At 53.2% G+C, this 23,692-nt stretch carries 18 protein-coding genes; all 18 read left to right on the top strand.

Translation table 11 applies throughout. From position 1 onward, the window contains the following. Positions 1-28 precede the first annotated feature (28 nt). The 18 genes from MHI42_RS04850 (at position 29) to MHI42_RS04765 (ending at position 23,662) form a co-directional block, all read left to right on the top strand. The gene (locus MHI42_RS04850; RefSeq protein WP_039298140.1) at positions 29-982 is read left to right on the top strand and encodes a sugar ABC transporter permease; all 954 of its coding nucleotides are present in this window, start codon (positions 29-31) and stop codon (positions 980-982) included. Further along, positions 979-1,842, top strand: a complete 864-nt coding sequence (locus MHI42_RS04845; protein WP_039298142.1) for a carbohydrate ABC transporter permease — start codon at positions 979-981, stop codon at positions 1,840-1,842. Before MHI42_RS04850 ends, MHI42_RS04845 begins: the two co-directional genes overlap by 4 nt. 84 nt (positions 1,843-1,926) lie before the next feature. Then, positions 1,927-3,654: a sensor histidine kinase gene (locus MHI42_RS04840; protein WP_171716378.1), complete on the top strand. Its 1,728-nt coding sequence runs from the start codon at positions 1,927-1,929 to the stop codon at positions 3,652-3,654. 14 nt (positions 3,655-3,668) lie between these two features. Further along, on the top strand, positions 3,669-5,036 hold the full coding sequence (locus MHI42_RS04835; protein WP_342422971.1) for an extracellular solute-binding protein: 1,368 nt from the start codon (positions 3,669-3,671) through the stop codon (positions 5,034-5,036). A gap of 21 nt (positions 5,037-5,057) precedes the next feature. Then, entirely contained in the window at positions 5,058-6,653 is a 1,596-nt protein-coding gene (locus MHI42_RS04830) for a response regulator (RefSeq protein ID WP_342422970.1), read from the top strand. 718 nt (positions 6,654-7,371) lie between these two features. After that, the gene (locus tag MHI42_RS04825) at positions 7,372-8,577 is read left to right on the top strand and encodes an MFS transporter (protein WP_342422969.1); all 1,206 of its coding nucleotides are present in this window, start codon (positions 7,372-7,374) and stop codon (positions 8,575-8,577) included. A 121-nt stretch (positions 8,578-8,698) separates the two neighbouring features. After that, entirely contained in the window at positions 8,699-9,766 is a 1,068-nt protein-coding gene (locus MHI42_RS04820) for a fatty acid desaturase (RefSeq protein WP_039303661.1), read from the top strand. A 151-nt stretch (positions 9,767-9,917) separates the two neighbouring features. Next, on the top strand, positions 9,918-11,054 hold the full coding sequence (locus tag MHI42_RS04815; RefSeq protein WP_042136703.1) for a sensor histidine kinase: 1,137 nt from the start codon (positions 9,918-9,920) through the stop codon (positions 11,052-11,054). Further along, entirely contained in the window at positions 11,054-11,656 is a 603-nt protein-coding gene (locus tag MHI42_RS04810; RefSeq protein ID WP_042136705.1) for a response regulator transcription factor, read from the top strand. Before MHI42_RS04815 ends, MHI42_RS04810 begins: the two co-directional genes overlap by 1 nt. Before the next feature lie 565 nt (positions 11,657-12,221). Continuing rightward, positions 12,222-13,667 carry an SWIM zinc finger family protein gene (locus tag MHI42_RS04805; protein ID WP_342422968.1) on the top strand — a complete coding sequence of 482 codons (1,446 nt, stop codon included), beginning with the start codon at positions 12,222-12,224 and terminating at the stop codon, positions 13,665-13,667. Positions 13,668-13,741: 74 nt separating this feature from the next. Then, positions 13,742-15,589, top strand: a complete 1,848-nt coding sequence (locus MHI42_RS04800) for a HEAT repeat domain-containing protein (protein WP_342422967.1) — start codon at positions 13,742-13,744, stop codon at positions 15,587-15,589. Positions 15,590-15,649: 60 nt separating this feature from the next. Continuing rightward, positions 15,650-16,753, top strand: coding sequence for an AAA family ATPase (locus MHI42_RS04795; protein ID WP_039303646.1), 1,104 nt, complete (start codon positions 15,650-15,652; stop codon positions 16,751-16,753). Then, on the top strand, positions 16,750-19,098 hold the full coding sequence (locus MHI42_RS04790) for a DUF5682 family protein (protein WP_342422966.1): 2,349 nt from the start codon (positions 16,750-16,752) through the stop codon (positions 19,096-19,098). The genes MHI42_RS04795 and MHI42_RS04790 overlap by 4 nt, the downstream gene beginning before the upstream one ends. Continuing rightward, a complete protein-coding gene (locus MHI42_RS04785) occupies positions 19,099-20,325 on the top strand; it encodes a VWA domain-containing protein (protein ID WP_342422965.1) in 1,227 nt (408 codons plus the stop codon). It abuts the gene before it with no gap. A 122-nt stretch (positions 20,326-20,447) separates the two neighbouring features. Next, positions 20,448-21,533 (top strand): aspartate-semialdehyde dehydrogenase, encoded by a 1,086-nt coding sequence (gene asd, locus MHI42_RS04780; protein WP_342422964.1) that lies wholly within the window; start codon positions 20,448-20,450, stop codon positions 21,531-21,533. 146 nt (positions 21,534-21,679) lie between these two features. Continuing rightward, entirely contained in the window at positions 21,680-21,877 is a 198-nt protein-coding gene (locus MHI42_RS04775) for a DUF3934 family protein (protein ID WP_171719634.1), read from the top strand. Positions 21,878-21,962: 85 nt separating this feature from the next. After that, on the top strand, positions 21,963-22,664 hold the full coding sequence (locus tag MHI42_RS04770; RefSeq protein ID WP_342422963.1) for a pseudouridine synthase: 702 nt from the start codon (positions 21,963-21,965) through the stop codon (positions 22,662-22,664). A 56-nt stretch (positions 22,665-22,720) separates the two neighbouring features. Next, the gene (locus MHI42_RS04765; RefSeq protein WP_342422962.1) at positions 22,721-23,662 is read left to right on the top strand and encodes a hypothetical protein; all 942 of its coding nucleotides are present in this window, start codon (positions 22,721-22,723) and stop codon (positions 23,660-23,662) included. Positions 23,663-23,692 lie beyond the last annotated feature (30 nt).

Genomic DNA, 23,692 nt, shown 5'->3' with positions numbered 1-23,692 from the left:
ATATTTACGAATTCACTGGAGGTGTGACATGGCTGAGCCCGTATTAGCGAGTCCGCATGCCGAGAGCAAACGTCCTTTTTTGACCGAACAAAGACGGAGCCGCTTCACTGCGTATACATTTATTTCACCGTTCTTTATTCTGTTCTCGATATTCGGACTGTATCCGATCTTCTTCACATTCTATTTATCATTCTTCAAGTGGGATGCACTGGGTCCCATGAAATACGTGGGCTTCAAAAACTACGATCTGATCACCAGCGATCCGACCTTCTGGATCTCATTCAGCAACACGCTGATCATGGGCCTGATGGGTACTGTGCCGCAGGTGTTCCTGGCGCTGCTTCTGGCTGTGCTGCTGCACTCGGGCATGACCCGGTTCAAAAAGACATTCCGCATTCTCTATTTCATGCCGAATATTACTTCCATCGTTGCCGTTACGCTCGTATTCAGCACCCTGTTCGGCAACAACGGGATGATCAACTGGCTGCTTAACGGAATAGGTGTAGAGAGCATGGCCTTCAACTCCGGCTGGTGGGGTGTCAAAATTGCCATTTCAACGATGGTGATGTGGCGCTGGACGGGCTATAACGCGATTCTGTTCCTCTCCGGACTGCAGAGTATTCCGATGGATCTGTATGAATCGGCCCGGATCGACGGGGCTAACCGCAGACAGCAGCTGTTCTCCATCACCTTGCCGCTGCTCAAGCCGTTTATTATTTTCGTAACCCTGCAATCGACGATTGGTGCCCTGCAGCTCTTCACAGAGCCGTATGTCTTCCTCGGCCAATCCGGAACCGGATCTACCCGGCAGGAAGGTATCACGATGGTTACCTATTTGTATAGCGAAGCATTCCGCAACGGATTCTTCGGTACAGCGGCGGCTACAGCAGTTCTGCTGTTCCTCGTCACGATACTGTTCTCTGTCCTGAACATGCTGATTTCCAGAAGCGGCAGCAGAGAGACTGGAGGGAAAAAAGCGTGAGCACACTTCGTATGTTCAGAAAAAAACCGGATGATCTCGGCTTTTTCGGCAAGCTGGGCTTCTATTGTCTGCTGATCCTCGGGGCACTGGTCTCTATCTTCCCGTTCTATTGGATGTTCGTCGTCGGTACGAATGACAAGGGAGCTGTGTTCCATGTACCGCCGCTATTGACGGTTGGAGACCAGTTCTTCGACAACTTCAAGCGTGTGCTGGAAAAATCGGACTTCTTCCAGGCGCTCGGCAACTCGCTGTTCGTATCGTCCATGGTGACGATCTCGGTCGTGTTCTTCTGTACACTGGCCGGTTATGCGTTCGCCAAATATGAATTCCCGGGCAAAAATATGCTGTTTGTATTCGTAATCGCTACACTGATTGTTCCGCAGCAGCTCGGGGTATTGCCGACCTATGTTATTATGGCTAAGCTGCACTGGATTGACAGCTTCAAGGCGCTGATTGTGCCGGCGATGGTTAATGCTTTCGGGATTTTCTGGATGCGCCAGTACATATCCGCTGCGGTTCCAACCGAGCTGATTGAAGCCGGACGGATCGACGGCGGCGGGCACTTCAGAATTTTCTGGAAGATTGCGGTGCCGGTAATTACACCTGCAATGGCTACACTGGGTATTCTCAACTTCATGACCGTATGGAATGATTTCTTCTGGCCGCTGGTGGTGCTGAAGAACAAGGAGCATTATACAATACAGATTGCTCTGCAGCAGCTGTTCACTACCCGTGACGGTCTGGATTATGGAATGATTATGTCCGCAACCTTCACGGCAACCTTGCCGCTGCTGGTCGTATTCCTGCTGTTCAGCCGCTGGGTTATTGCCGGTCTGACCTCAGGCGCTATCAAGAGCTGATGAACTGTTATTGGCTGTAACAGGAAATATAGAATGCTGTGAAGAATAATAATGGACAGAGTCAGCAGGAGGAAGGGACCATACATGAAGCTCCGCCGCAAGATCTTGTTCGCTATTATTCTTCTCGTATTCATTCCCGTGATCGTTATGGGGATTGTTACGTATGTCAATTTCTCCAATGCCATGGAGAAGAAATCAAGCAATTTCTACTGGATTTCACTGCTGGAGACGGACCGCAAGCTCAAGTTCGCGCTCAGCGAGATTTCATCAATTACCAATTCTGCGATCACGCAGCCGGCGATTCAGCAATCGCTCAAGCAGCAGAACTTTGTGCTTACCTATGACCGCAAGCAGGAGATTAACAATCTGCTGATCAATCATCCGATGGTCACATCCTTCAGTCTGTACGGTAAAGACCGGCTGCTGTATCAATATAATGCGCCGATGTCTTTTGCCGATATGCACAAACAGGTCTGGTTCGGAGCGATGGAGAGCGCTGAAGGGCGTCCCGTCTGGTCCGGTCCCGGGGAGAACGGCTCGGCAAGCGCGGGCAAACCGGTGCTGGTACAGGCCAGAGTCATTAAAGATTATTATTCACTGGAGGATATCGGCTACCTGGTTGTGTATGTCAAGCCGGATTTGCTAGATCAGATCTTCTGGGAAGCGGCGACCCTGAAAAAAGGGGATATTCTGCTGGTGAACAAGCAGGGCAATATCGTCTTCAACAAGTCCGGAGAGTATATTGGACAAAGGACGGATTTTCCTTTTTTGCAGGAGAATTATACCCAGGAGCAGGACTATTACATTGACAATTATCAAGGGGAGCGGTCTCTGATCACTTTCCTGCCTTCACATAATACAGACTGGTATCTGGCCGCGATTACCCCTATGAATCTGATTTCATCGGAATCGGTGTCCATCCGCAATATCGCCATTATTCTTGGGATGGTATCGCTGCTGTCTGCTTTTCTGTTCGACCATTATTTCATCCGCAGGCTCGTCCGCAGCATTAACAGTGCGGTGAACGGGATGAAGCGGGTCAAGCAGGGGATATTCATGCCGATCACGGTGCCGCTCCGTGCCAATGATGAGAGCGATTCGCTGATCGACGGCTTCAACCGGATGAGCTCGCAGATCAATGAGCTGATCGAGCAGGTACAGACCGAGCAGGGGCGCAAGAAGGAAGCGGAGATGCAGGCGCTGATGGCGCAGATTAACCCGCATTTCATCTATAATTCACTGGAATCCATTAACTCGATGGCGGTGCTGGCCGGCAACAAGGATATCAGCAAAATGGTCATCTCGCTCGGCAGGCTGCTGCGCATCAGCATCAGCCAGAATCAGGAGCTGATTCCGCTGCAAATGGAGTTCGAGCATGTCCGCCACTATCTTGATATTCAGAAGTTCCGTTTCGAAGAGAAATTCTCGTATGAGCTGGACCTGCCCGATTCCCTGAAGATGGTGATGACCCAGAAGCTGATTGTCCAGCCAATCGTAGAAAACGCTTTATATCATGCCATTGAGCAGATGGAGGAGCATGGCACCATTACGGTCAAAGCCCAGGAGAACGGCAAGGATATCATTATAATCGTCAAGGATAACGGGCCGGGCTTTGACCTTGCGGTGCTGATGAGCCAGTGGAACAAGGAACGGGCCAATCTGAGGAAATACAGCGACAGCGGGGTAGGGCTGAAGAATGTACATGAGCGCTTGAACATCCGGTTCGGCAATCCTTATGGCATTCTGGTCTGCTCATCCCCCGGCTTCGGATCAGCGGTTTGTATCCGCATTCCGAAGATTCAGCCATCATGAGAAGGAGAAACGGAATGAAGGACCAGCGGAACGTTGCGAGATGGTTGACCAACTGGGGGTGGATTCTGCTCTACATCGTGCTCATGTCCGGTGCGGTCTGGTTCATTATGCAGGAGGACCGGGAGCCGATTGAAGATAACTCTCCCGAGAAAATCACCTTAACGTTCCGGCACTTCTGGAACAAAGAGCATGACCGGCCGCTGCTGGCCATCTTCGAGGAGGTTGTGCGGAGCTACCAGGAGAGCCATCCGAACGTGAAGGTGAACTTCGAAGGACTGGACCAGAACATTCACCGGGAACAGAAGCTGAAGAGCGAGATGGTGACGGGTACGCCGCCGGATATGTTCGTTTTGTTCGGCGGGGCGGAGATTGAGCCTTATGTCCGTTCGAACCGGCTGATGGATCTGACCGAATTCACGGACATGAACGGATTAAGCAATCAGTTCAAGGACCTGCATCTGTGGACCTTTAACAAACATATTTATGGCCTGCCCATTGAAGGTAATGCAGAGCCGCTCTATTACAACAAAACTATTTTTCATAAGCTTGGACTGGAAATTCCGGAAACAGTGGCGGAACTGGACGAGACGATTGTGAAGCTGAAGCAGGCGGGCTATATCCCGTTCGCGCTAGGGAATGAGGACCGCTGGCCTGCCGGGATCTTCGCCCATTACTTAATGGACCGCTATGCCGGGCCGGAGCTGATTCAGGAGCTGGTGACAGGCGAGAGTGAAGCCGGATTTCAGAACAGCGGCTATATGAAGGCCTTCCAGCATCTGAACCGGTGGATCGGTGAGGGCGCTTTTAGCAGCGAATCCAACGATACGTCAACCGAGAATGCAGTGCGTCTGTTCACTGACGGGAAGGCGGCGATGTATCTTAACGGTAACTGGGACATCAATCTTTTCTCAGGCCAGACAGCTCCGGCGGAATTCCAGAATCAGGTGGGTGTGATTCCGTTTCCGGCGCTGGTCAAAGGGGCGGAACCGTCGATTGCCGGCGGCTACACCATGGGGATCGGGCTGTCATCGAGCCTTACGGGTGCGAAACGGGAAGCTGCGCTGGAGCTGATGAAAGGCTTTTATACCAAGGAAATCCAGACGCGTATTGTGTACGAAGGCCTGAGAATACCCTCGATGCGGATTGCCTTCGATCCGGATAAGACCGGACCGGTATTCGCTCAGGTGATGGAACTGATGGAAGAGAGCCACCAGAGCTTCGTACCCTACGATAATCTGTTGTCTCCTGAAGTGAAGAAGACATTCTTAAGTGTGATTGAAGAGATGATCGGTGGAGGAATGCAGGCCGATCAGGCTCTGCAGCAGCTGCAAGACGCGTCCAAGCAATACTGGAATCTGATCCGGAGCTCGGACGTTCAATAAAGCCTGGGGGGGTGCAATAAGATGAGTGAGCATCAGGAGAAATATAAAGTATTGCTCGTAGATGATGAGCCGATTATTCTGCGCAGCCTGAAGGTTGCGATTCCTTGGGAAGAGCTGGGTTTGACTATTGTTGGTGAAGCGAAGAACGGGGAGGCCGCTCTGCAGCTGATTCAGGAGACTTCACCGCAGATCATCATCAGTGATATCCGCATGCCGGTCATAGACGGGATTGCTCTGATGAAAGAGGTGCTGCCGCGCAGCTCCAAGCTGATCTTCATCTTCATCAGCGGGTACGGCGAGTTCGAGTATGCCAGGGAAGCTTTGCGGCTCGGCGCGTTTGATTATCTGCTGAAGCCGATCGATCATGAGGAACTGGCGGTCATGCTTGCCCGGGCCAGAGAACGGCTCGACCGCCAGAAGGAGAATGAGCAGCTGATGCTCTCCGTCCAGACCTTGTCGCTGCTTGCCCGTGAGCGGATGCTGGCCGAGTTCACGCTCGGCAATCCGCGCCCGCTGCAGCATCTGAAGTGGCTGGAGAACAGTGAGCTTGAGGAAGAATATTTCATGGCCGTTGTCCGTCTGGACGACTATGCCGGCCTCACGGCCAAGTGGAGTGCAGAAGAGAAGCATCTCTGGCTGTTCGCGGTCCGCAACATTCTGGAGGAATGGTCGCTGGAGAACGGGGCGCTGTCGATCTTCCCGTTCTATAACGGGGAGTGGATCCTGCTTTTCCCGGCCGCCATCAGCACCGGCAAAAGAGCGCTAGGTGAACAGCTGATCAACGGCATCAAGAGATACTCTAAGCTGAACTGCTCTGTGGGCATCAGCCGCACCACCCAGGGGATAGATCAGTTAAGCACGGTGTATCCCTTGGCCGCGCAAGCCTTGTATCAGCGTTTCTATTCCGGTCAGGCGGGCGTGTTCATCGAAGAGGAGACTGCGGCAGCCGGCAGCCGTGAGGTGAAATATCCCAAGGAGCTGGAGCTCTCGCTGATTGAGAGTATCCGCACATTGAACCTGGAGCGTATGCTTGCCCTGTTTGATGAAATGTCTGTCTTCATAGAATCCCAGGCCCTGCCGCAGCAGCTGGCGGAACGCCTGATTATTGAGATGAGTGTGGTGCTTTACCGGCAGTTCGAGCATCTGAACACGCATAATGAATGGTCGGTAGAGAGTCTGTTAAGCAAGCTGCATGGCCTGGGAACGCTGTCGGATATGATTGAAGTGCTCAAGGCGGAATTCCGCGAATGGCTGCAGCAGAGTCACAGTACGGCAGCCCGCGAAGACGGGCGCAGCATCATTGAGAAAGTCAAACGGTACATTGAATCCAATTACCACAAGGATCTCAGCATCGAGGAAGTGTCCGAGGTGGCCGATCTCAGCATCAGCCATTTCTGTACCCTGTTCAAACAAATCTCGGGCTATACCTTCCTGGAATTCGTCACCCACTGCCGGATGGAGAACGCCAAGTACATTCTTCAGAACAGTACGGTGAAGGTCTATCAGGTAGCTCCAATGGTCGGTTATCAGGACCCGCGGTATTTCACGCAAGTGTTCAAGAAGGCCACGGGCAAGACGCCGACGGAGTATCGTGAGGAGCATGTGAAGCAGGCTTGATGCAGCGGGGCGGCTCTAACTGTAAAGAGTAGATAAGGAAAGATAGCATATAGACCATAGGAATGTAGGAATGTAGGAACGTAGGAATGTAGGGAAATAGGAACATAAGAACATAAGAATATAAGCATAAGGACGAGCACAAGCACATTTGGCACCTTCGGGTGCTTTTTTTTATGGTTATAGAAATGATGATATTCTTCAGTAACCCCTCTGGTTTCACCGGACGCGAGCCTAGGGAGAGCCAATGTATGCGAAAAACCGAATACAATGTGTCTCCGCGAAGGTAATCCGGCCGAATGTATGCGAAAAAACGAATACAATGTGCTTCCGCGAAGGTAACCGGGCCAATGTATGCGAAAAACCGAATACAATGTGCCTCCACGGAAAAATGAGGAGGATACGGGCGTTTGTTTGCTGGCGGCGGCCCAAAAGTAATCTAAATGAAGTAATGTGCAGTGGTCTTCTTAAGATTCTTATAAGCTGAACAAGCCGCACAAGCTCCACAAGCTCCAGGATCATTCACTTGATTGGAGCTTTTTTTATGGAACAGTGTCCGTCTGTGACGTTATAGGATTCGAGCTACATTCACAGTTGGAAATTAGATTGATGAAATAATAATCTATTTTATAACTAGACAAAACAACTTAATATCTATATATTAATAAACAAATTAGATATATATCTATTTAGTCTATATTAATGTATGGGGGATAGGATCGTGTTAAGGAACAAATATGTAAGAACGATTATTATGTCAAGGGTTTTGCTGCAGCTCGGAGTATGGGTGAGGAACTTTGCGATTCTGCTGTACGTGACGGATATTACGCATAATGATCCCTTCTATGTCTCGCTCATTTCGGTGGCCGAATATGCTCCGATTTTTCTGTTTGCCATTATAGGCGGTACCTTCGCGGACAGGTGGCTGCCCAAGCGGACGATGATGATCAGCGATGCGTTATCGGCGTGTTCCGTCTTTGTGGTGCTGCTGGTTGTCATGTCCGGATCGTGGAGAGCACTGCTGCTGGCCACCCTGGTATCAGCAATATTGTCACAGTTCTCGCAGCCTTCTGCGATGAAGCTGTTCAAACAGCATGTGCCTGAAGATCAGCTCCAGAGTGTGATGGCCATGTTCCAGTCGCTGTCTGCTTTCTTTATGGTAATTGGTCCGGTAATCGGCGCTTTCATCTATAATCATTACGGGATTGAGGTATCGCTGGCTGTAATGGGCGGTATGTTCATTGGCTCAGCGCTCATACTGGGCCTGCTGCCCAAAGACGCGCCGCAACAGGCCGGAAAGCTCCGGAACGGGATCATGGCTGAAATGAAATCCGGACTGGATTATGTGCGTTCGAGCCGGGTGCTGAGGAATCTGGGCGCGGCTTTTGCGTTTGCGGGACTTGCCGCAGGACTGATCCAGCCGCTGGGGATATTCGTAATCATTGAGAATCTGGGCAGAGACAGAGGGTTCCTGCAGTGGATTATGATGGCGAACGGGGCATCGATGCTGCTCGGCGGAATGCTCATTATGAGCAAAGGCAAGGCCGTGAAGCCACAGACGATGCTTGCATTCGGTCTGCTGGTCAGTGCGGCTGGAACGGTCGGCGTGGGGTGGTCGCATCATACAGCATTGACGATCACACTGCAGACGCTGACCGGATTCTTTTACCCGTGTATCCATATCGGCATCAACACACTGATTCTGCGGAATACCGAGGCCGGCTATATGGGCAGGGTTGGCGGAATTATGGGTCCGATGTTCATGGGCTTCATGGTGATCGGGATGACTGCGGCGGGTTATTTGAAGGAAGCCTTCTCGCTGTTCACGGTATTCACCGGAAGCGGCATACTGTTCCTGATCGCGATGCTGATTCTGCTGCCGATGGTCAGGGCGAAGGAGCCGGGACAGCAATCTCTTCAGGGGTGACTATGACATATGTCATACACCGGGGTTGATGTTTGTGACTTACAGGGGTGACACTTTCTTCTCTATAATGTAGAGAGATAAGTATCCTTGAATGGATGCATCCGAGGAGGAAACGATCCCGATGACTACAAACCAGACATCCCAGCTCTCCAGCTTGAAGAAAAGCGTAGCCCCTTACGAAAAAACAGACCGTAAAGCGAGCATCTACCAGCTCATTAATACACTTGGACCACTAGTGCTCCTATGGACTGCTGCTTATTTCAGCTTATCCGTTTCCTACTGGCTGACGCTGCTGTTCGCCGTTCCGGCTGCAGGTTTTGTCATCCGCACCTTTATTATTTGTCATGACTGCTGTCACGGCTCATTCTTCAAGAACCGCAAAGCGAACGATATTTTCGGAACAATAACCGGTGTGCTCACTCTGGTCCCTTACCGCCAGTGGAAGCACAGCCATTCGATACATCATGCGGGAAGCAGCAACCTCGACAAAAGAGGCATCGGCGACATCTGGATTATGACCGTGGATGAATATGCAGCCGCGAAACCTCTGCAGCGACTATACTACCGGATCTATCGTAACCCTCTGGTTTTGTTTGTACTCGGACCCATTGCCGTCTTCGTGATCCAGTACCGTTTCAACGCCAAAGGTGCCAGACGCAAGGAACGCATGAATACGTATTTGACGAATGTCTCGATAGTAGCTCTGTACGGTACGATGATTATGCTTGTCGGTTGGCAGGCATTCCTGCTGGTGCAGCTGCCGGTTGTGTTCGTCTCCGGGTTTCTCGGCATTTGGCTGTTCTATGTGCAGCATCAGTTTGAAGATACCTACTTCGAGCATGATGAGGAATGGAGCTATGTCAACGCCGCAGTAGAAGGAAGCTCCTACTATAAGCTGCCGAAGCTGCTGCAGTGGATTACCGGTAACATCGGTTTTCACCATGTGCATCATTTGAGCCCGAAGGTGCCCAATTATAATCTGGAGCTGGCCCATAATGCCACACCGCCGCTGCAAAAAGCGACAACCATCACGCTCAGCACCAGTCTGCAGGCCTTGAAATACCGTCTGTGGGATGAGGAGCACAAAACGTTCGTCAGCTTCAAGGAAATGAAGCAGCGGCTGCAGCAGAAGAAGCCTGCGGCAGCCGAGGTGCTGAAGGTAATCAAACCGGGATTCCAGAGTAAATAGAAGCCGTCATAGAAGAGAAAGGCAGGACCGGGAGATCATGCCGCAGGTTCTGTTCTTTCTTTTTGTCCAAATCATTCTGCAGAATTGCCGGTTTACATAAGGTTTGTGCTAAAATGGGGGTATAATCTTGCTGGCAAAAAGGATGGCTAACATGCAGAAGTGGCATCATATTTTTCATAAAAGCACGGGACTGAGCCCCTATGTATGGGTCGTTTTTTACATTCTTCCGTTCTATTCGATCTTTCGCTCGGCCTCGGCAGGCCGCTGGGTATACGGAATTCTGATGATTATCGTCTTCTTCGCCTGCTATGTGCTGGCGTTTAAGTCGAAAGGATGGGTAGTCTATTTCTGGACCAGTGTGCAGATTGTTGTCTCGATAACGATGACGCTGCTCTTCGGGTATATGTACTTTGCGCTGTTCCTGGCTTTTTTCATCGGAAATATCCAGAAACGGGCTGCTTTCTTCACCCTGTATTCGATTCATCTGCTGACAACGATCGTGGCCATCAACTATGAGCTGATTACGCGTAATCCCGTGTTCCTCTCGCAGCTGCCGTTCGTGCTGGTCAGTATCATTGCCGTGGTGCTGCTGCCTGTCACGACCTATAACCGCAACAATCAGGATAAGCTGCAGGGACAGCTGGAGGATGCCAACAAACGGATCTCCGAGCTGGTCATTATGGAGGAGCGCCAGCGGATCTCCCGTGATCTGCATGATACGCTGGGGCAGCGGCTGTCGCTGATTGGCCTTAAGAGTGACCTGGCAGGCAAGCTGATCACCAAGAATCCGGCGCAGGCCCAGATCGAAATTAATGATGTCCGGATGACGGCCCGCAGCGCCCTCAAGGAAGTCCGGGAAATGATTACCCAGATGCGGGGCATCCGGCTTGAAGATGAGCTGATCCGTATCCGGCAATTACTCCAGGCGGCAGAGATTGGCTACATGCTGGAGGGTGACCCTAACCTGACCAACACTTCCCTGATTACCGAGAATGTGCTGAGCATGTGTATGAAGGAGGCCGTGAACAATGTGGTCAAACATAGCGGTGCCTCGCTGTGCCTGATTCAGATCGAACCTTCCCGGACCGACCTGATCATCAAGGTGAAGGATAACGGCGCGGGAATTGAAGGGACTAATCACTACCATAAAGGTCATGGGCTGCAGGGGATGAGGGAACGGCTTGAATTCGTCAACGGCAGTATGGAAGTGGTGCGTGACGAAGGAACAACGATTGTCATTAAGGTGCCCAATGTTGCACAGCGGCCGGAAATGGAGGTAAATGTGTAATGATTACGATAGTGATTGCCGAAGATCAGCGCATGCTGCTGGGGGCGCTCGCTGCTCTCCTGGATCTGGAGGAGGATATGAAGGTTGTGGGCCGGGCAGGCAACGGGGAAGAGGCTGTGAAGCTGGTGAAGCAGCATCAGCCGGATATTTGCATCATGGATATTGAAATGCCGGCCATGACGGGTCTCGAAGCGGCGGAAGCACTGAAGGGATCGGGCTGCAAAATCATGATTCTGACCACGTTTGCCCGGACCGGTTATTTCGAACGTGCGGTCAAAGCCGGAGTTGATGCCTATCTGCTCAAAGACAGTCCAAGCGAAGAGTTGGCCTTGTCGATCCGCAATGTGATGGACGGCAGACGGATATACGCGCCGGAGCTGATGGATGAGGCTTACAGCAGCGAAGCTAATCCGCTGACGCAGCGTGAGAAGGAAGTGCTGGGGCTGATCGCGGACGGCAAGAATACGAAGGAGATCGCCAGCCAGCTGTATATTACGACCGGAACGGTCCGCAACTATATCTCTGTGATCCTGGACAAGCTGGATGTCGGCAACCGGATTGAAGCGATCACGCGCTTTAAGGAAAAAGGCTGGTTTAAATAAAATAATTTGCTTGGAATATTGAAACGGCAGCTGTCTTCTGTGACAGCGGGCCGTTTCTTTTTTTTGCAGACAGAGACAAGGCTTATTCTAGTGGTAGGGCAGACGGGCAGACGTAAGGAGTGGAGCAGAGGCGGACTTTGCTTGAAGCAGAGAAACCAGCCTGGCTCTAACTGTATTTAGTGCAACTAAAATCGCCTGACAGTTCGAGTTAAGCAGGATAACTGTATTTTATACACTTATATAGACTGCCTTTCGTTGAATGATCACTTTTCGTAATTTTTAGTTGTACAGAATACAATTAACGGGACAAATCCGCTGGAAAGCCTGTTTTTAACTGCACGAAATACACTTATTCCCTGCCTGCGCTAACTGGATAAGTAAGCTAGGTCATATTAACTATTTTAACCCTGTGACAGCCTTCTGGATTGGATCGGTGGAATATTTTTGCTAAGATAAATGCAAACATGTGATCTTATCCGTTGAAGTTGGGTAATAACTTGCATGTGTCATAACCGCACTCCTATTTATGCCGCGTACATCCTATTTCAGCCGGGAGGAATCTGATTTGCCTGAACTTACTTCATCATACGTTGATTCACTTGCACCCAATGCTGCAGCCATCAAGAACGGTCAAGGTCTGGTCCGCAAAAAAAGCTTCATAGAGCTCCATCAGTCGGAGGACGGAGAGCTGCTGTTTGGAAAATGTGCAGGGAGCGGCAAGACTCCCTATGAGTGTTCTGTGGATTTCATCGTGCCGGACAATCCGGTATTCCGTTGCAGTTGCCCCAGCCGCCAGTTTCCCTGTAAGCATGCGTTAGGGCTGCTCTATGCCAAGGCCGAAGGCCAGACGTTCAGCCCTGCTCCCGTCCCTGAGGACATAGCCTCCAAGCGTGAGAAGGCTGAGAAGCGGGAAGAGAATAAGGTGAAGCAGGCGGCCGAAGGGGCAGAGCCTAAGCCGAAGAAGATTAACAAATCCGCGCTTAAGAAAAAAATTACCGCCCAGCTTGAAGGGCTCGATATGCTTGAGAAGCTGGTGCTGGGGTTCGTCCGCGGCGGACTGTCCACCATTGACCGTTCGAGCATGAAGACGATTCAGGAGCAGGTGAAGCAGCTTGGCAACTATTATCTGTCAGGAGCACAGATTGAGCTGCGCCGGTTCACGATTCTCATGTTCGGCGGCAAGGACCAGGAACAGAATTATACATATGCGATGGAGCAGCTGTCACGGCTTCATGCATTTATTAAGAAGGGCCGGGCGTATCTGCTGGCCCGGAGCGAGGACCCGGAGCTTGCACTCGACCATGAATCGACCATCGATGAGTGGCTGGGACATGCCTGGCAGCTGAGCGAACTGAAGGAATACGGGCTGGTGAAGGATGGGGCAGAGCTGCTGCAGCTCGCCTTCTACAGCTTCAATGATATGGCCCGGCTGGAATATGTGGATCTCGGGTATTGGGTGGACCTCACTGCGGAAGGCGGGAGGATCCACCGGACGGTCAATTATCGGCCGTATAAGGCCGCTAAGCTGATGCGGGAGGAAGACAGCTTCTTCGAGATTGCTGTTGTCCCTCAGCTCTATACTTATCCGGGCGATATGAATGCACGGGTCCGTTTTGAAGCCATGTCTCCAAGAACAGTGCAAGGCCCGGATATAGAACGGGCTACTGCCCAGGCTCACCGCTCCTACGCGGAAGCTGTCAAGATGGTGAAGAACCAGATCAAGAATCCGCTCAGCGACAAGCTGCCGGTGATGCTGCTGCATGCCGCCAGTCTGGGCATTACGGAGAGCGGACAATATGTCATAACGGATGAATCCGGCAGCAGGCTGGCGCTGGAGGATATTCCGTCCCTGCCGCAGGGAACCGTGCATATGCTGCCGTTTGTGCCGGCTGCCGCGCATACGGATTGCTACCTGCTGGTGATGTTCGAGCATAACCTGGACAAGGGAAGGCTGACTGCCCAGCCGCTGACAGTCATTAAGGGTGAAGAAATCATCCGGTTGCTGTATTAGAAGTTCAAGGAAGGACAGCGGCGAGCATCTGAATTCTAAGGTAACTCAAGTTCATTCATATAGGAGGACAGTCCATGAGCACAGCGTTATTACAGGAGCTGCATCAGGAGATTAGAAGACTGTATATTGCCGGAAGCGGGCTGGCGGCCGGAGACTTCCGCCTGAAACGACTGCTTCCGCAGTTTCAGCAGCTGGGGGAACGCGCACCGGTCTTTAAGAAGCTGGGCGAGGGCGTGGCTTCATTACTGGAGCCTGACGGTGCTGAAGAGGCCGCTCCCGGTGTTCAACTGCAGGAGCTTACGCTGCTGCTGGAGTCGGTGCTGTATACCCAGGGGACAACAGCAGTTGACGGAACCCCCGGACCTTTGCCGGCCTTGAGCTTTGAACTTAAGACGAATCAGCCCTACCGCAAGATTGGTGCCGTTCAGCAGGCGCTCAGTACAACGGGAAGCGGAAGATATGAAATTGTAATTGATGCTTTTAAGGACGGTGTTTTTCAGGATTTGCGGCTGCTCCCGCCGGCAGTCTCGGCACTGAACGATCCATATTCGGAACTTGCAGACTTTGCCATGACTGATATTCTTCCGTCCTATGGACCGGACATTGCCGGATTCCTCTTCGAAAGCCTGGATCCAGCCGGCGGCAGGAGCGAGGTCCGCAAGCTTGAGGTGATCGGCAAGGTGGGAGGAGACCGGTATCTGGAGGAGATGTTCCGCATCGCCGGAAGCGGCAGTGAAGACATCCGGGTAGCCGCTATGAAATGGCTCGCCGGTCATGAGCCGTATGTGGACGCACTCTTGGAGTGGACAACAGATAAGAAGAAGGCCATACGTGAAGCTGCCTTCTCGGCGCTGGCTGCAGGCGGTTCGCAGCAGGGCGGTGAACGGCTTGTGGAGGCTTTCACGGCGAAAAAGGACCGTGAGATGGTTGCCGGTGTACTGGCTGGCAGAGCTTCCGCAGAGGTGTCTGATAAGCTGGCGGCATTGTTCATGGAAGAACTGCAGAAGGCGCCGCAGAATAATGCGGACAAGAAGCTGACAGAGAGTGCATGGAATAGCCTTCTTCCATTCTTGACCGCTCTGCGCCATGAGCGGAGCCCGCAGCTGGATGAAATCTACAGCTATATCCTTCAGGAGTACGCCCGGTTCTCCCCGCTCGGCTGGATTCCGCTCATTGACCAGGCAGCCTGGTATAAAGAGAATACTCCGGGCGGAGCTGCGCTGGCAGAGCTGGAGGCACTGGATAAGCGCAGTGTGCGTTTCCTGCCGAATTATTTCCACGCCGCCCAGCGGGTAATGACGCCCAAGGAGCTGTACAGCCGGTTCGGCGGAACCTTTATGGACAAATTGAAAGCACTGGTGGGCAAGGATGCCAAAGATGCGGCTCAGCGCGCCCAGCTGCTGATTAGTACGATTGAGGAGCAGATCGTGGATATCCGCCGGAGAGCGTATGAGGTAGAGTGGGATGCTGCAGGAATCAGGCAGCCTTACAGCAGGGAGATGCTGTCAGCCGAGGAGATTGCGGCAGCCTGGGATTCCCGGTGGCTGGACTGGTTCATTCAGCATGATGCGGTGAACCTGGCAAGCGCTTTTGCCCGGCCGGGGCATAAGGGCGTGCGGGACTACCTGCTTGGCAAGCTGCAGGAGCCATTTAAACGCACGACTTATGATCTCCTTTCTAATATTTTCAAGGGTCTGGAGAGGGCGGGGGTGCCGGAGCCGGAGCGTCTTGAGCTGCTGATGACAGCCCTGGAGAATAAAAATGTTCATACAGCTTACACATTTGAGCTCTACTTGTTTAAACTGATGGAGCGCTTCCCGGCCAGCTATGCAGGACGTCTGGAAGCGATTGTCCCTAAATATAGATATGAATGCAAGCAGCAGCTGGAGTATGTGCTGAACAGCTTGAAGAGTGTGCAATAATCCAGGGCGGATGTAGCTTAAGAAATCTAATTGATGAGTTCTTATAAAGGAGAGGTGTTCATGTCGACGGAACAAAGTCAGCTTCAGGATTACATGCGTCTGCCAGCCGAGGTTCTATACCGTGAGGAATTGGAGGCGTTGCGCAGGGAAGATACAGGCCGTATCCCTGCCGGGTGGCAGATGTCGCCGCGTTCGGTGTTAACCTTCATTGCCGGAGGCAAGGCGGGCAAGACCGTGATTACCCCGAAATATATCGGTAACACGCGGCTGATAGAGATGGCAGTGGCCACGCTGGTAACAGACCGGGCGCTGCTTCTGATCGGTGAGCCGGGAACGGCGAAGTCCTGGCTGTCCGAGAATCTGGCGGCTGCGATCTACGGCAACTCGGGCCTGGTCGTGCAAGGGACTGCCGGAACCAGTGAGGAGCATGTACGTTATTCATGGAACTATGCCATGCTTCTGGCGAACGGGCCAACGCCGGAGGCGCTGGTCAAGAGTCCGATTATGCGGGCAATGGAGGACGGCGGGATAGCCCGGTTTGAGGAGATTTCCCGCTGCGCTTCCGAGGTGCAGGATGCGCTGATCTCCATCCTCTCGGAGAAGACGATCTCCGTGCCGGAGCTGGGCAAGGAGACCAGTGCCCGCAAAGGCTTCTCCATTATTGCCACTGCCAACACGCGTGACCGCGGCGTGAACGAAATGTCAGCGGCGCTCAAGCGCCGGTTCAACATCATTGTGCTGCCGGCACCGTCTGATCTGGAGACCGAGCTGTCGATCGTGAAGAAGCGGGTTGCAGAGATTGCTTCTTCGTATGAGCTTCAGGCTTCTGTTCCGGCGGATGAAGCACTGCTCAAGGTAGTGACGATCTTCCGCGAGCTGCGCAGCGGCATGACGCTCGACAAGAAGGAGAAGGTGAAGACACCGGCCGGTGTAATCTCCACGGCGGAAGCCATCTCCCTACTGACGAACAGCATGGCCCTGGCAGCCAGCTTCGGCAGCGGAGAATTGACCGATGGGGATCTGGCTGCCGGCCTGCAGGGGGCTATCGTCAAGGATGATGACAAGGATAAGCTGGTCTGGAAGGAATACCTCGATAATGTAATGAAGAAAAAAGGAGCGGACTGGCGCGGATTGTATCAAGCCTGCAAGGAGATGAACGAGTGAGTGGGGCGGCTGTTGCTGCCGTTGTGAATATTTTCGGGGTGCGCCATCTGTCTCCGGGCGGTGCGAAGCATCTGCTGGAATACTTGAATGAGCTTCAGCCGACCGCCGTCCTGATCGAAGGACCCAGTGATGCAACTGATGAGATCCGTCATTTGACTCACACCGTCACGAAACCTCCGGTTGCGATTCTGGCCTTTACTGAGGATTTGCCTGTGCGGACGGTGCTGTGGCCGTTCGCTGTCTACTCCCCGGAATACCAGGGGATGCGATGGGCAAAGGAGCATGGGGCAGAAGCGGAATTCATCGATCTTCCCTCATCCGTAACCCTGGGTCTGCAGGATGCCCTGCGGCTTGAATCCGGGAGCAGGCCGGTGCTTAAGCCTGCGGCGGATGAACAAGGTGAGCCTACGGATGATGAGCTGCAGGAGCAGGAATCGGTATACAGCCGGATTGCCCGGCTCGCCGGTGAATCTGATTATGATATGTATTGGGAACGCAATTACGAGCATAACGCCAGCAGCGGAGCGTACCGTGCGGCGATACTGGCGTTCTCAGCCCGGATGCGTGAGCTGTCAGAGTCCCGGGAGCTGGTAGAGCAGCCACGCGAATATGCTTATAACGCGCTGCGCGAAGCTTATATGCGGCGCCAGATCCGGAAGAAGATTGAAGCCGGCCATCAGCCGGAGAAGATAGTAGTGATCTGCGGCGCTTACCATGCTGCTGCACTGGCAGACCTTGCAGACGGGATGACCGACAGCGAGCTGGCGTCACTGCCTACACGCAGCACGAAGCTGACGCTGATGCCGTATTCGTATTACAAGCTCTCTACAATGTCCGGCTATGGTGCAGGCAACGGGGCTCCGCATTACTTCGAGCTGATGTGGGAGCTGATGGAGTCCGGCAGGGCTGAGGAGCTGCCGCATCTCTACCTTTCCTCCGTGGCTAGGCAGGTACGCGGTTCCGGGACGCACCGCTCCACCGCTGAAGTCATTGAAGCGGTCCGGCTGGCAGAGTCGCTGGCAGCACTGCACGGCGGGAGCGCGCCTACACTGCGTGATCTGCGCGATGCCGCCCAGACACTGCTCGGCCATGGCGACCTCTCGGTTGTTGCCGAATCGCTGGCCCGGGTAGATGTCGGTACGGCGATTGGCAGCCTGGCCGAAGGTGTCAGCCAGACACCGATCCAGGATGACCTGAACCGGCTGCTGAAGCGGTATAAGCTGGAGAAATACAAGTCCACTGTAGCCAGTGACCTGGCGCTCGATCTGCGGGAGAACCGCCGGGTATCCAGCGCCGAAGCGGCCTACCTGGATCTGCACCGTTCCGTGCTGTTTCACAGGCTGGAGCTGCTGGGCATATCCTTCGTGCGGAATATGCCAAGCGGTCAGTCCGGGGCAACCTGGTCAGAGCACTGGATTATCCAGTGGTCACCGGAGGTGGAGATTCAGGTGGTTGAATCGACTCTCCTCGGCGAGACCATTGAAGTCGCTGCAGCTTATGTGCTGAAGGAGAAGCTGCTGGAGTGCCGCTCCATTACTGATGCGTCTGCGCTGATCCGCATCGCCTGCCAGTGTGCGATGACCTCGCAGATGGAGGAGAGCAGCCGGGTGCTGCAGAGCCTGGCGGTGGACAGCCGCGATGTAGTTGCTATTGCCGCCGCTGCCCGGGATATGGCGACAATTATCGGCTTCGGCGATATCCGCAAGGTGGATACCGCTCCGCTCGTGCCGCTGCTGGAGGAGCTGTTCCGGCGCGGCTGCCTGTTCCTGCTGGATGCGAGCGGCTGCAATGACGAAGCTGCGGCGCTGATGATCAGCGCCATGAATGAGCTGAACGGCATCTCGCTGGAACATAGCGGGACTCTGGATACTGCCCTGTGGCTGCAGGAGCTGCAGCAGCTGTCACAGCGGGATGACCGTAACCCCCGGCTGTCCGGCTTCGCCTGCGCGATCCTGATGGAGCGGGCTGCGGTCTCTGCGGAAGATGTGGCTGCAGAGGTGTCACGCCGGCTGTCTCCGGGTATCCCTGCTGATCTGGGGGCGGGCTGGTTCGAAGGGCTGTCTATGCGTAACCGCTACGGCCTGTTATCGCGGATGAGCCTGTGGGAGCAGCTGAATGATTATATTAATGCCCTGGACGATGAGGAATTCAAACGTGCCCTGGTCTTTCTGCGCCGGGCATTCAGTACCTTCTCTTCCCGGGAGAAGACGATGATCTCCGAGCTTCTGGGTGAGCTGTGGGGTGTGAACACTGAACAGGCTGCTGAGATTCTTACAGGCGAGCTGAAGGAGGAGGAAGCCAAAATGCTGGATGAGCTGAATGATTTTGACTTCGGTGACCTATAGATGGCGGAGGATATTAAGGATAACGGGCGGAACGGGGCGGTATCGCGTTGGCGGCTGATTCTAGGCCAGGAAGCTGAGGAAGCCTTATCCGGTTACGGGGCAGGCGGCGGACCTACACTGACCGAGGAAGAGCTGATTATGGATGCGGCGCTGGCTGCCATCTATAATGAGGCAGGTGCTGGCGGAGCTGACGGGACCTCTCAAGCGGGTTCGAAGGGCAGAGGGGCGGGATCAGGGCATGCCGCTATTAACCTGTCCAAATGGCTTGGGGATGTGCGCACCTTCTTCCCGGAGGATGTTGTCTCGATTATCCAGAGTGATGCCATGGAGCGCAAAGGCTGGAAGCAGCTGCTGTTCGAGCCGGAGCTGCTGGCGGCCGTGAAGCCGGATATCCAGCTGGTGGGTACGCTTCTGGCACTCAAAGGTAAAATTCCCGAGAAAACAAAGGATACCGCAAGAATGCTAGTCCAGGCACTGGTTGATGAGCTGGTCAAGCTGCTGGAGACGGATATCCGCCGTGCCGTCACCGGCGCGCTGAACAAGCGGCAGCATTCTCCGCTGCCGTCCCTGAGCGGGCTGGACTGGAAGCGGACCATTGAGCGCAATCTGAAGCATTATGATGCAGAGCGGCGGATGATTATCCCCGAGCGGTTCTTTTATTTCGACAGGGCCCGCCGCAGCAAGGAATGGACCGTGATCGTGGACATTGACCAGAGCGGATCGATGGCCAGCTCTGTCATCTGGGCTTCGGTGATCGGCTCAATCTTCGCCAGCATTCCGGCGCTTAACACGCGTGTGGTCGCTTTTGACACTGAGGTCGTAGATTTGACTGAGCAATGTGCCAATGATCCGGTAGACATGCTCTTCGGCATTCAGCTTGGCGGCGGCACGGATATCCATAAGTCCGTGAAGTATTGTGAGCAGTTCATTGAGGAGCCGAAGAAGACGCTGTTCATCATTGTTTCCGATCTGTATGAGAACGGCAACCAGGCCGGACTGGTCCGGCGGATGCGTGAGCTGCGCGAATCCGGTGTGCGGACGATGACACTGCTGGCCCTGTCGGATGAAGGGAAGCCTTCCTACGACGAGCGCCTGGCCGCCCAGCTCACCCGTGACGGAACCCCTTGCTTTGCCTGTACTCCGGCGTTACTGCCTATTTTGGTCGAGGGAGCGCTCAAGGGCCAGGATCTCGGTGAATTGTCCAAGCGTCTGGGGATGGCGCGATAATTTTTAGGAACAGGAAACACTTACTTTATAATCACATATTGTGTAACATGCATATATCATTTATAATCGGTTATTAAAAAGCACCTATCGCTAGGCGCTGCTTGAAAGGAAATGAATTTCTTATGTCAAGTAAGTTGAGAGCGGGTATTGTTGGCGGTACCGGTATGGTCGGCCAGCGTTTCATTGCACTTCTTGAGAATCATCCCTGGTTTCAGGTAACGGCTATTGCCGCGAGCGCGAATTCGGCCGGTAAGACGTACGAAGAGTCCGTCAAAGGCAGATGGAAGCTGTCTTCACCCATGCCGGAGGCCGTTAAGAGCATTATGGTTCAGGACGCATCCAAGGTAGAGGAAGTGTCTGCGGATGTGGATCTGATCTTCTGCGCTGTAGATATGAAGAAAGAAGAAATCAAGGCACTGGAAGAAGCCTACGCACGCACCGGCACTCCGGTTATATCCAACAATTCCGCGCACCGCTGGACGCCGGATGTTCCGATGGTGATTCCTGAGATCAACCCTGAGCATCTTGAGGTGATTGCCCAGCAGCGCAAACGTCTGGGTACCGAAACCGGATTTATCGCTGTCAAGCCTAACTGTTCCATTCAGAGCTACATGCCTACACTGCATGCGCTTCATGATTTCAAGCCTTCGAAGGTTGTTGTGACGACGTATCAGGCGATTTCAGGAGCCGGTAAAACCTTTGCCGACTGGCCGGACATGGTGGACAACGTGATTCCATTCATCGGCGGCGAAGAAGAGAAGAGCGAGCAGGAGCCTTTGCGGATCTGGGGGAAGGTAACTGAAGAGGGGATTGTCAAAAGCGAACAGCCAGTGATCACCACACAGTGTATTCGTGTACCGGTTGCTGATGGCCATATGGCTGCGGTATTCGCATCCTTTGAGCAGAAGCCTAGCAGGGAAGAGATTCTGGAACACTGGAACAGCTTCCAGGGACGTCCGCAGCAGCTGGGACTGCCAAGCGCACCTAAACAGTTCATTACCTATTTCGAAGAAGAGAACCGTCCGCAGACCCGTCTGGACCGTGATATTGAGAACGGAATGGGAATTTCAGCCGGCAGACTCCGTGAAGATTCACTCTATGACTACAAATTTGTCAGCCTGTCCCACAACACTGTAAGAGGTGCTGCCGGCGGTGCTGTCCTGATCGCTGAACTGCTGAAGGCCGAAGGTTATATTCAGCCGAAATAAGCAGCAGGAACAACTTCATTTCAGTTCGTAATGCAGCCTGCCGGAGCTTCTCCGCGCAGGTTGTTTGCGGTTTTACCTGACATTACCCCAGGAATAATGGTAAGATAGAGGAATGCATGACGAAAACTGAATACTGACGGAGTGATATTGTGGCAAAAAGTAAAGGCGGCGGCACAGGCAGAGGGACAGGGAGCAAGGGCTGGACCCGCTGGAATAAGACGGCGAAACCCGTGAAGCCGGCAAAAAGCGGACCTCCCGGAAGCCCGGGTACCAAACCGGGAACCAAGGGAGCAGGCGCAGCCAAGGGCAGCGGCGGCGGCAACAAAACCGGAGGCAGTAAATAAGGCGGCCTTGTGCCCATATGCAACATCTGATTTGTAAGTGAATCAGGTGTTCTTTAATATGTAGGGCAGGAAAGCGGGTACTGGAGTGAGAATTAATAAATATATAAGTGAGACAGGCGTATATCCGCGCAGAGAGACGGACCGGCTGATTGCGGCGGGACGTATAACCATTAACGGTATAGCCTGTGCAGCGGGGGCCAGTGTTGAGCCTGGAGATACGGTGGCCGTTGACGGCGTTACGCTGAGCCCAGACCGGGAAGAACGGGTCTATCTGGCTCTTAACAAGCCAGTTGGGATTACCTGTACAGCTGCCCGGCAGGTGGAAGGGAACATCATTGATTATGTCGGTTATCCTTCCCGGATCTTTGCTGTTGGCAGGCTGGACAAACAGTCCGAAGGGCTGATACTCATGACCAATGACGGAGCCGTGGTTAACCGGATGATGCGCTCCGAGCATGGGCATGAGAAGGAATATAACGTTACGGTGGACAAGCCGGTGACTGAAGCATTCCTTCAGGAGATGTCAGCCGGTGTGGATATTCTCGGGACCCGGACCAAGCCTTGCCTCACCCGCAGGATCACGGACAACGAGTTCGCGATTATTTTAACCCAGGGACTGAATCTGCAGATCCGCCGGATGTGCAAAGAACTGGGTTACCGGGTGCTCCGCCTGGAGCGCATCCGGGTCATGCACATTACGCTCAGCGGCCTTGAGCGGGGGCAGTGGAGGCATCTGACCGCAGAAGAGCAGGCTGAACTCCACTCCAGACTGGACGCAGAGCAATAGGGATTCACAGCATTTAAGCGTTTGCTGACACACTGACAAACCATCAGGAGGATCAAATGAGAATAATAAGTTTGCTATTAGCGCTAATGGTTATAGCCGGCTGCTCGGGAACCGGCAGTAATGAAACTGCAGAGCCGCCGGAAGCATCTGTATCTTCAGAAGCAGCACAGTCAACTGCACCACAAGCCTCTCCGGCGGATACAACCGCTGATTTTACGGGGGAAGTACCGGAAGTCTCCCCGGAGATTTCGGATGAATATTCAGGATTCTTACATATGGATGCCGTTCAGCTGAACGGGCAGATCTACGAGGTGTATTACTGGAACAAAGGGGAATTTACGTATACGCAGTTTGCGGTTGTGAAGGACGGGAAGATTGTCTTTGACAGCAAACAGGCCGGAATTAAGATGGAAGGCGGCAATATCTGGAGTGAGGAAGATGATCTCTGGGCGGAAGCGCTTGTGCAGAATAACCATGCCACCTTTTTGTTCAGTCTGATGGATAACCGTCCTGAATCATCCTATATTGTCGTGGAGGAAATCGACGGAGTCATGCAGGTAACTGTTAACGATAATGTCTCGGTGAACTATGAGGATACGGATCAGGACGGAGATGAGGATTTGCTGGCAAGTCCCTTTTCCGGGCAAATGCCGCTTGGTCCAGCGCTGGTAGGCGTGTATGAGCTTCAGGGAACGCGGTATGTACCGGATAAGACCCTCACCAAGTTATATGCGGAAGATCAGCTGCGGCTAAGTGAGCAGGAGTACAAAAATAACCCCACAGACCTGACACTGGACAGCTTGCTCAGTGCCTATCTGATTCTGGAGCAGCGTAGTTTTGCGTTGACGCGGTTTGAAGAATTCTATGAGTGGGCAGGACAGCGTGCCGGAGACGGCGGTTTTGTGGACGAATATTATGACCGCTTGAAGAAGAATGAGACGCCGGAATACTTCAGCGGATGGATGGACAAGCTGGAGCCATTGCGTACTGAGAGATAAACCTGGATTTGTCTGTTCAATTATAAAAAG

It is taken from the genome of Paenibacillus sp. FSL E2-0178 (assembly GCF_038593005.1).
Classification (GTDB): Bacteria; Bacillota; Bacilli; order Paenibacillales; family Paenibacillaceae; genus Paenibacillus_AQ; species Paenibacillus_AQ phytohabitans.
Note: the sequence above shows the minus strand (reverse complement) of the source record. Positions and strands in the feature narration are given on the sequence as shown.

Bases quoted from the DNA above. Each gene is read 5' to 3' on its own strand.
- MHI42_RS04785 (WP_342422965.1), top strand. From the start codon at position 19,099: ATGGCGGAGGATATTAAGGATAACGGGCGGAACGGGGCGGTATCGCGT.
- MHI42_RS04815 (WP_042136703.1), top strand. From the start codon at position 9,918: ATGCAGAAGTGGCATCATATTTTTCATAAAAGCACGGGACTGAGCCCC.
- MHI42_RS04850 (WP_039298140.1), top strand. From the start codon at position 29: ATGGCTGAGCCCGTATTAGCGAGTCCGCATGCCGAGAGCAAACGTCCT.
- MHI42_RS04835 (WP_342422971.1), top strand. From the start codon at position 3,669: ATGAAGGACCAGCGGAACGTTGCGAGATGGTTGACCAACTGGGGGTGG.
- MHI42_RS04820 (WP_039303661.1), top strand. From the start codon at position 8,699: ATGACTACAAACCAGACATCCCAGCTCTCCAGCTTGAAGAAAAGCGTA.
- MHI42_RS04765 (WP_342422962.1), top strand. From the start codon at position 22,721: ATGAGAATAATAAGTTTGCTATTAGCGCTAATGGTTATAGCCGGCTGC.
- MHI42_RS04800 (WP_342422967.1), top strand. From the start codon at position 13,742: ATGAGCACAGCGTTATTACAGGAGCTGCATCAGGAGATTAGAAGACTG.
- MHI42_RS04840 (WP_171716378.1), top strand. From the start codon at position 1,927: ATGAAGCTCCGCCGCAAGATCTTGTTCGCTATTATTCTTCTCGTATTC.
- MHI42_RS04795 (WP_039303646.1), top strand. From the start codon at position 15,650: ATGTCGACGGAACAAAGTCAGCTTCAGGATTACATGCGTCTGCCAGCC.
- MHI42_RS04830 (WP_342422970.1), top strand. From the start codon at position 5,058: ATGAGTGAGCATCAGGAGAAATATAAAGTATTGCTCGTAGATGATGAG.
- MHI42_RS04810 (WP_042136705.1), top strand. From the start codon at position 11,054: ATGATTACGATAGTGATTGCCGAAGATCAGCGCATGCTGCTGGGGGCG.
- asd (WP_342422964.1), top strand. From the start codon at position 20,448: ATGTCAAGTAAGTTGAGAGCGGGTATTGTTGGCGGTACCGGTATGGTC.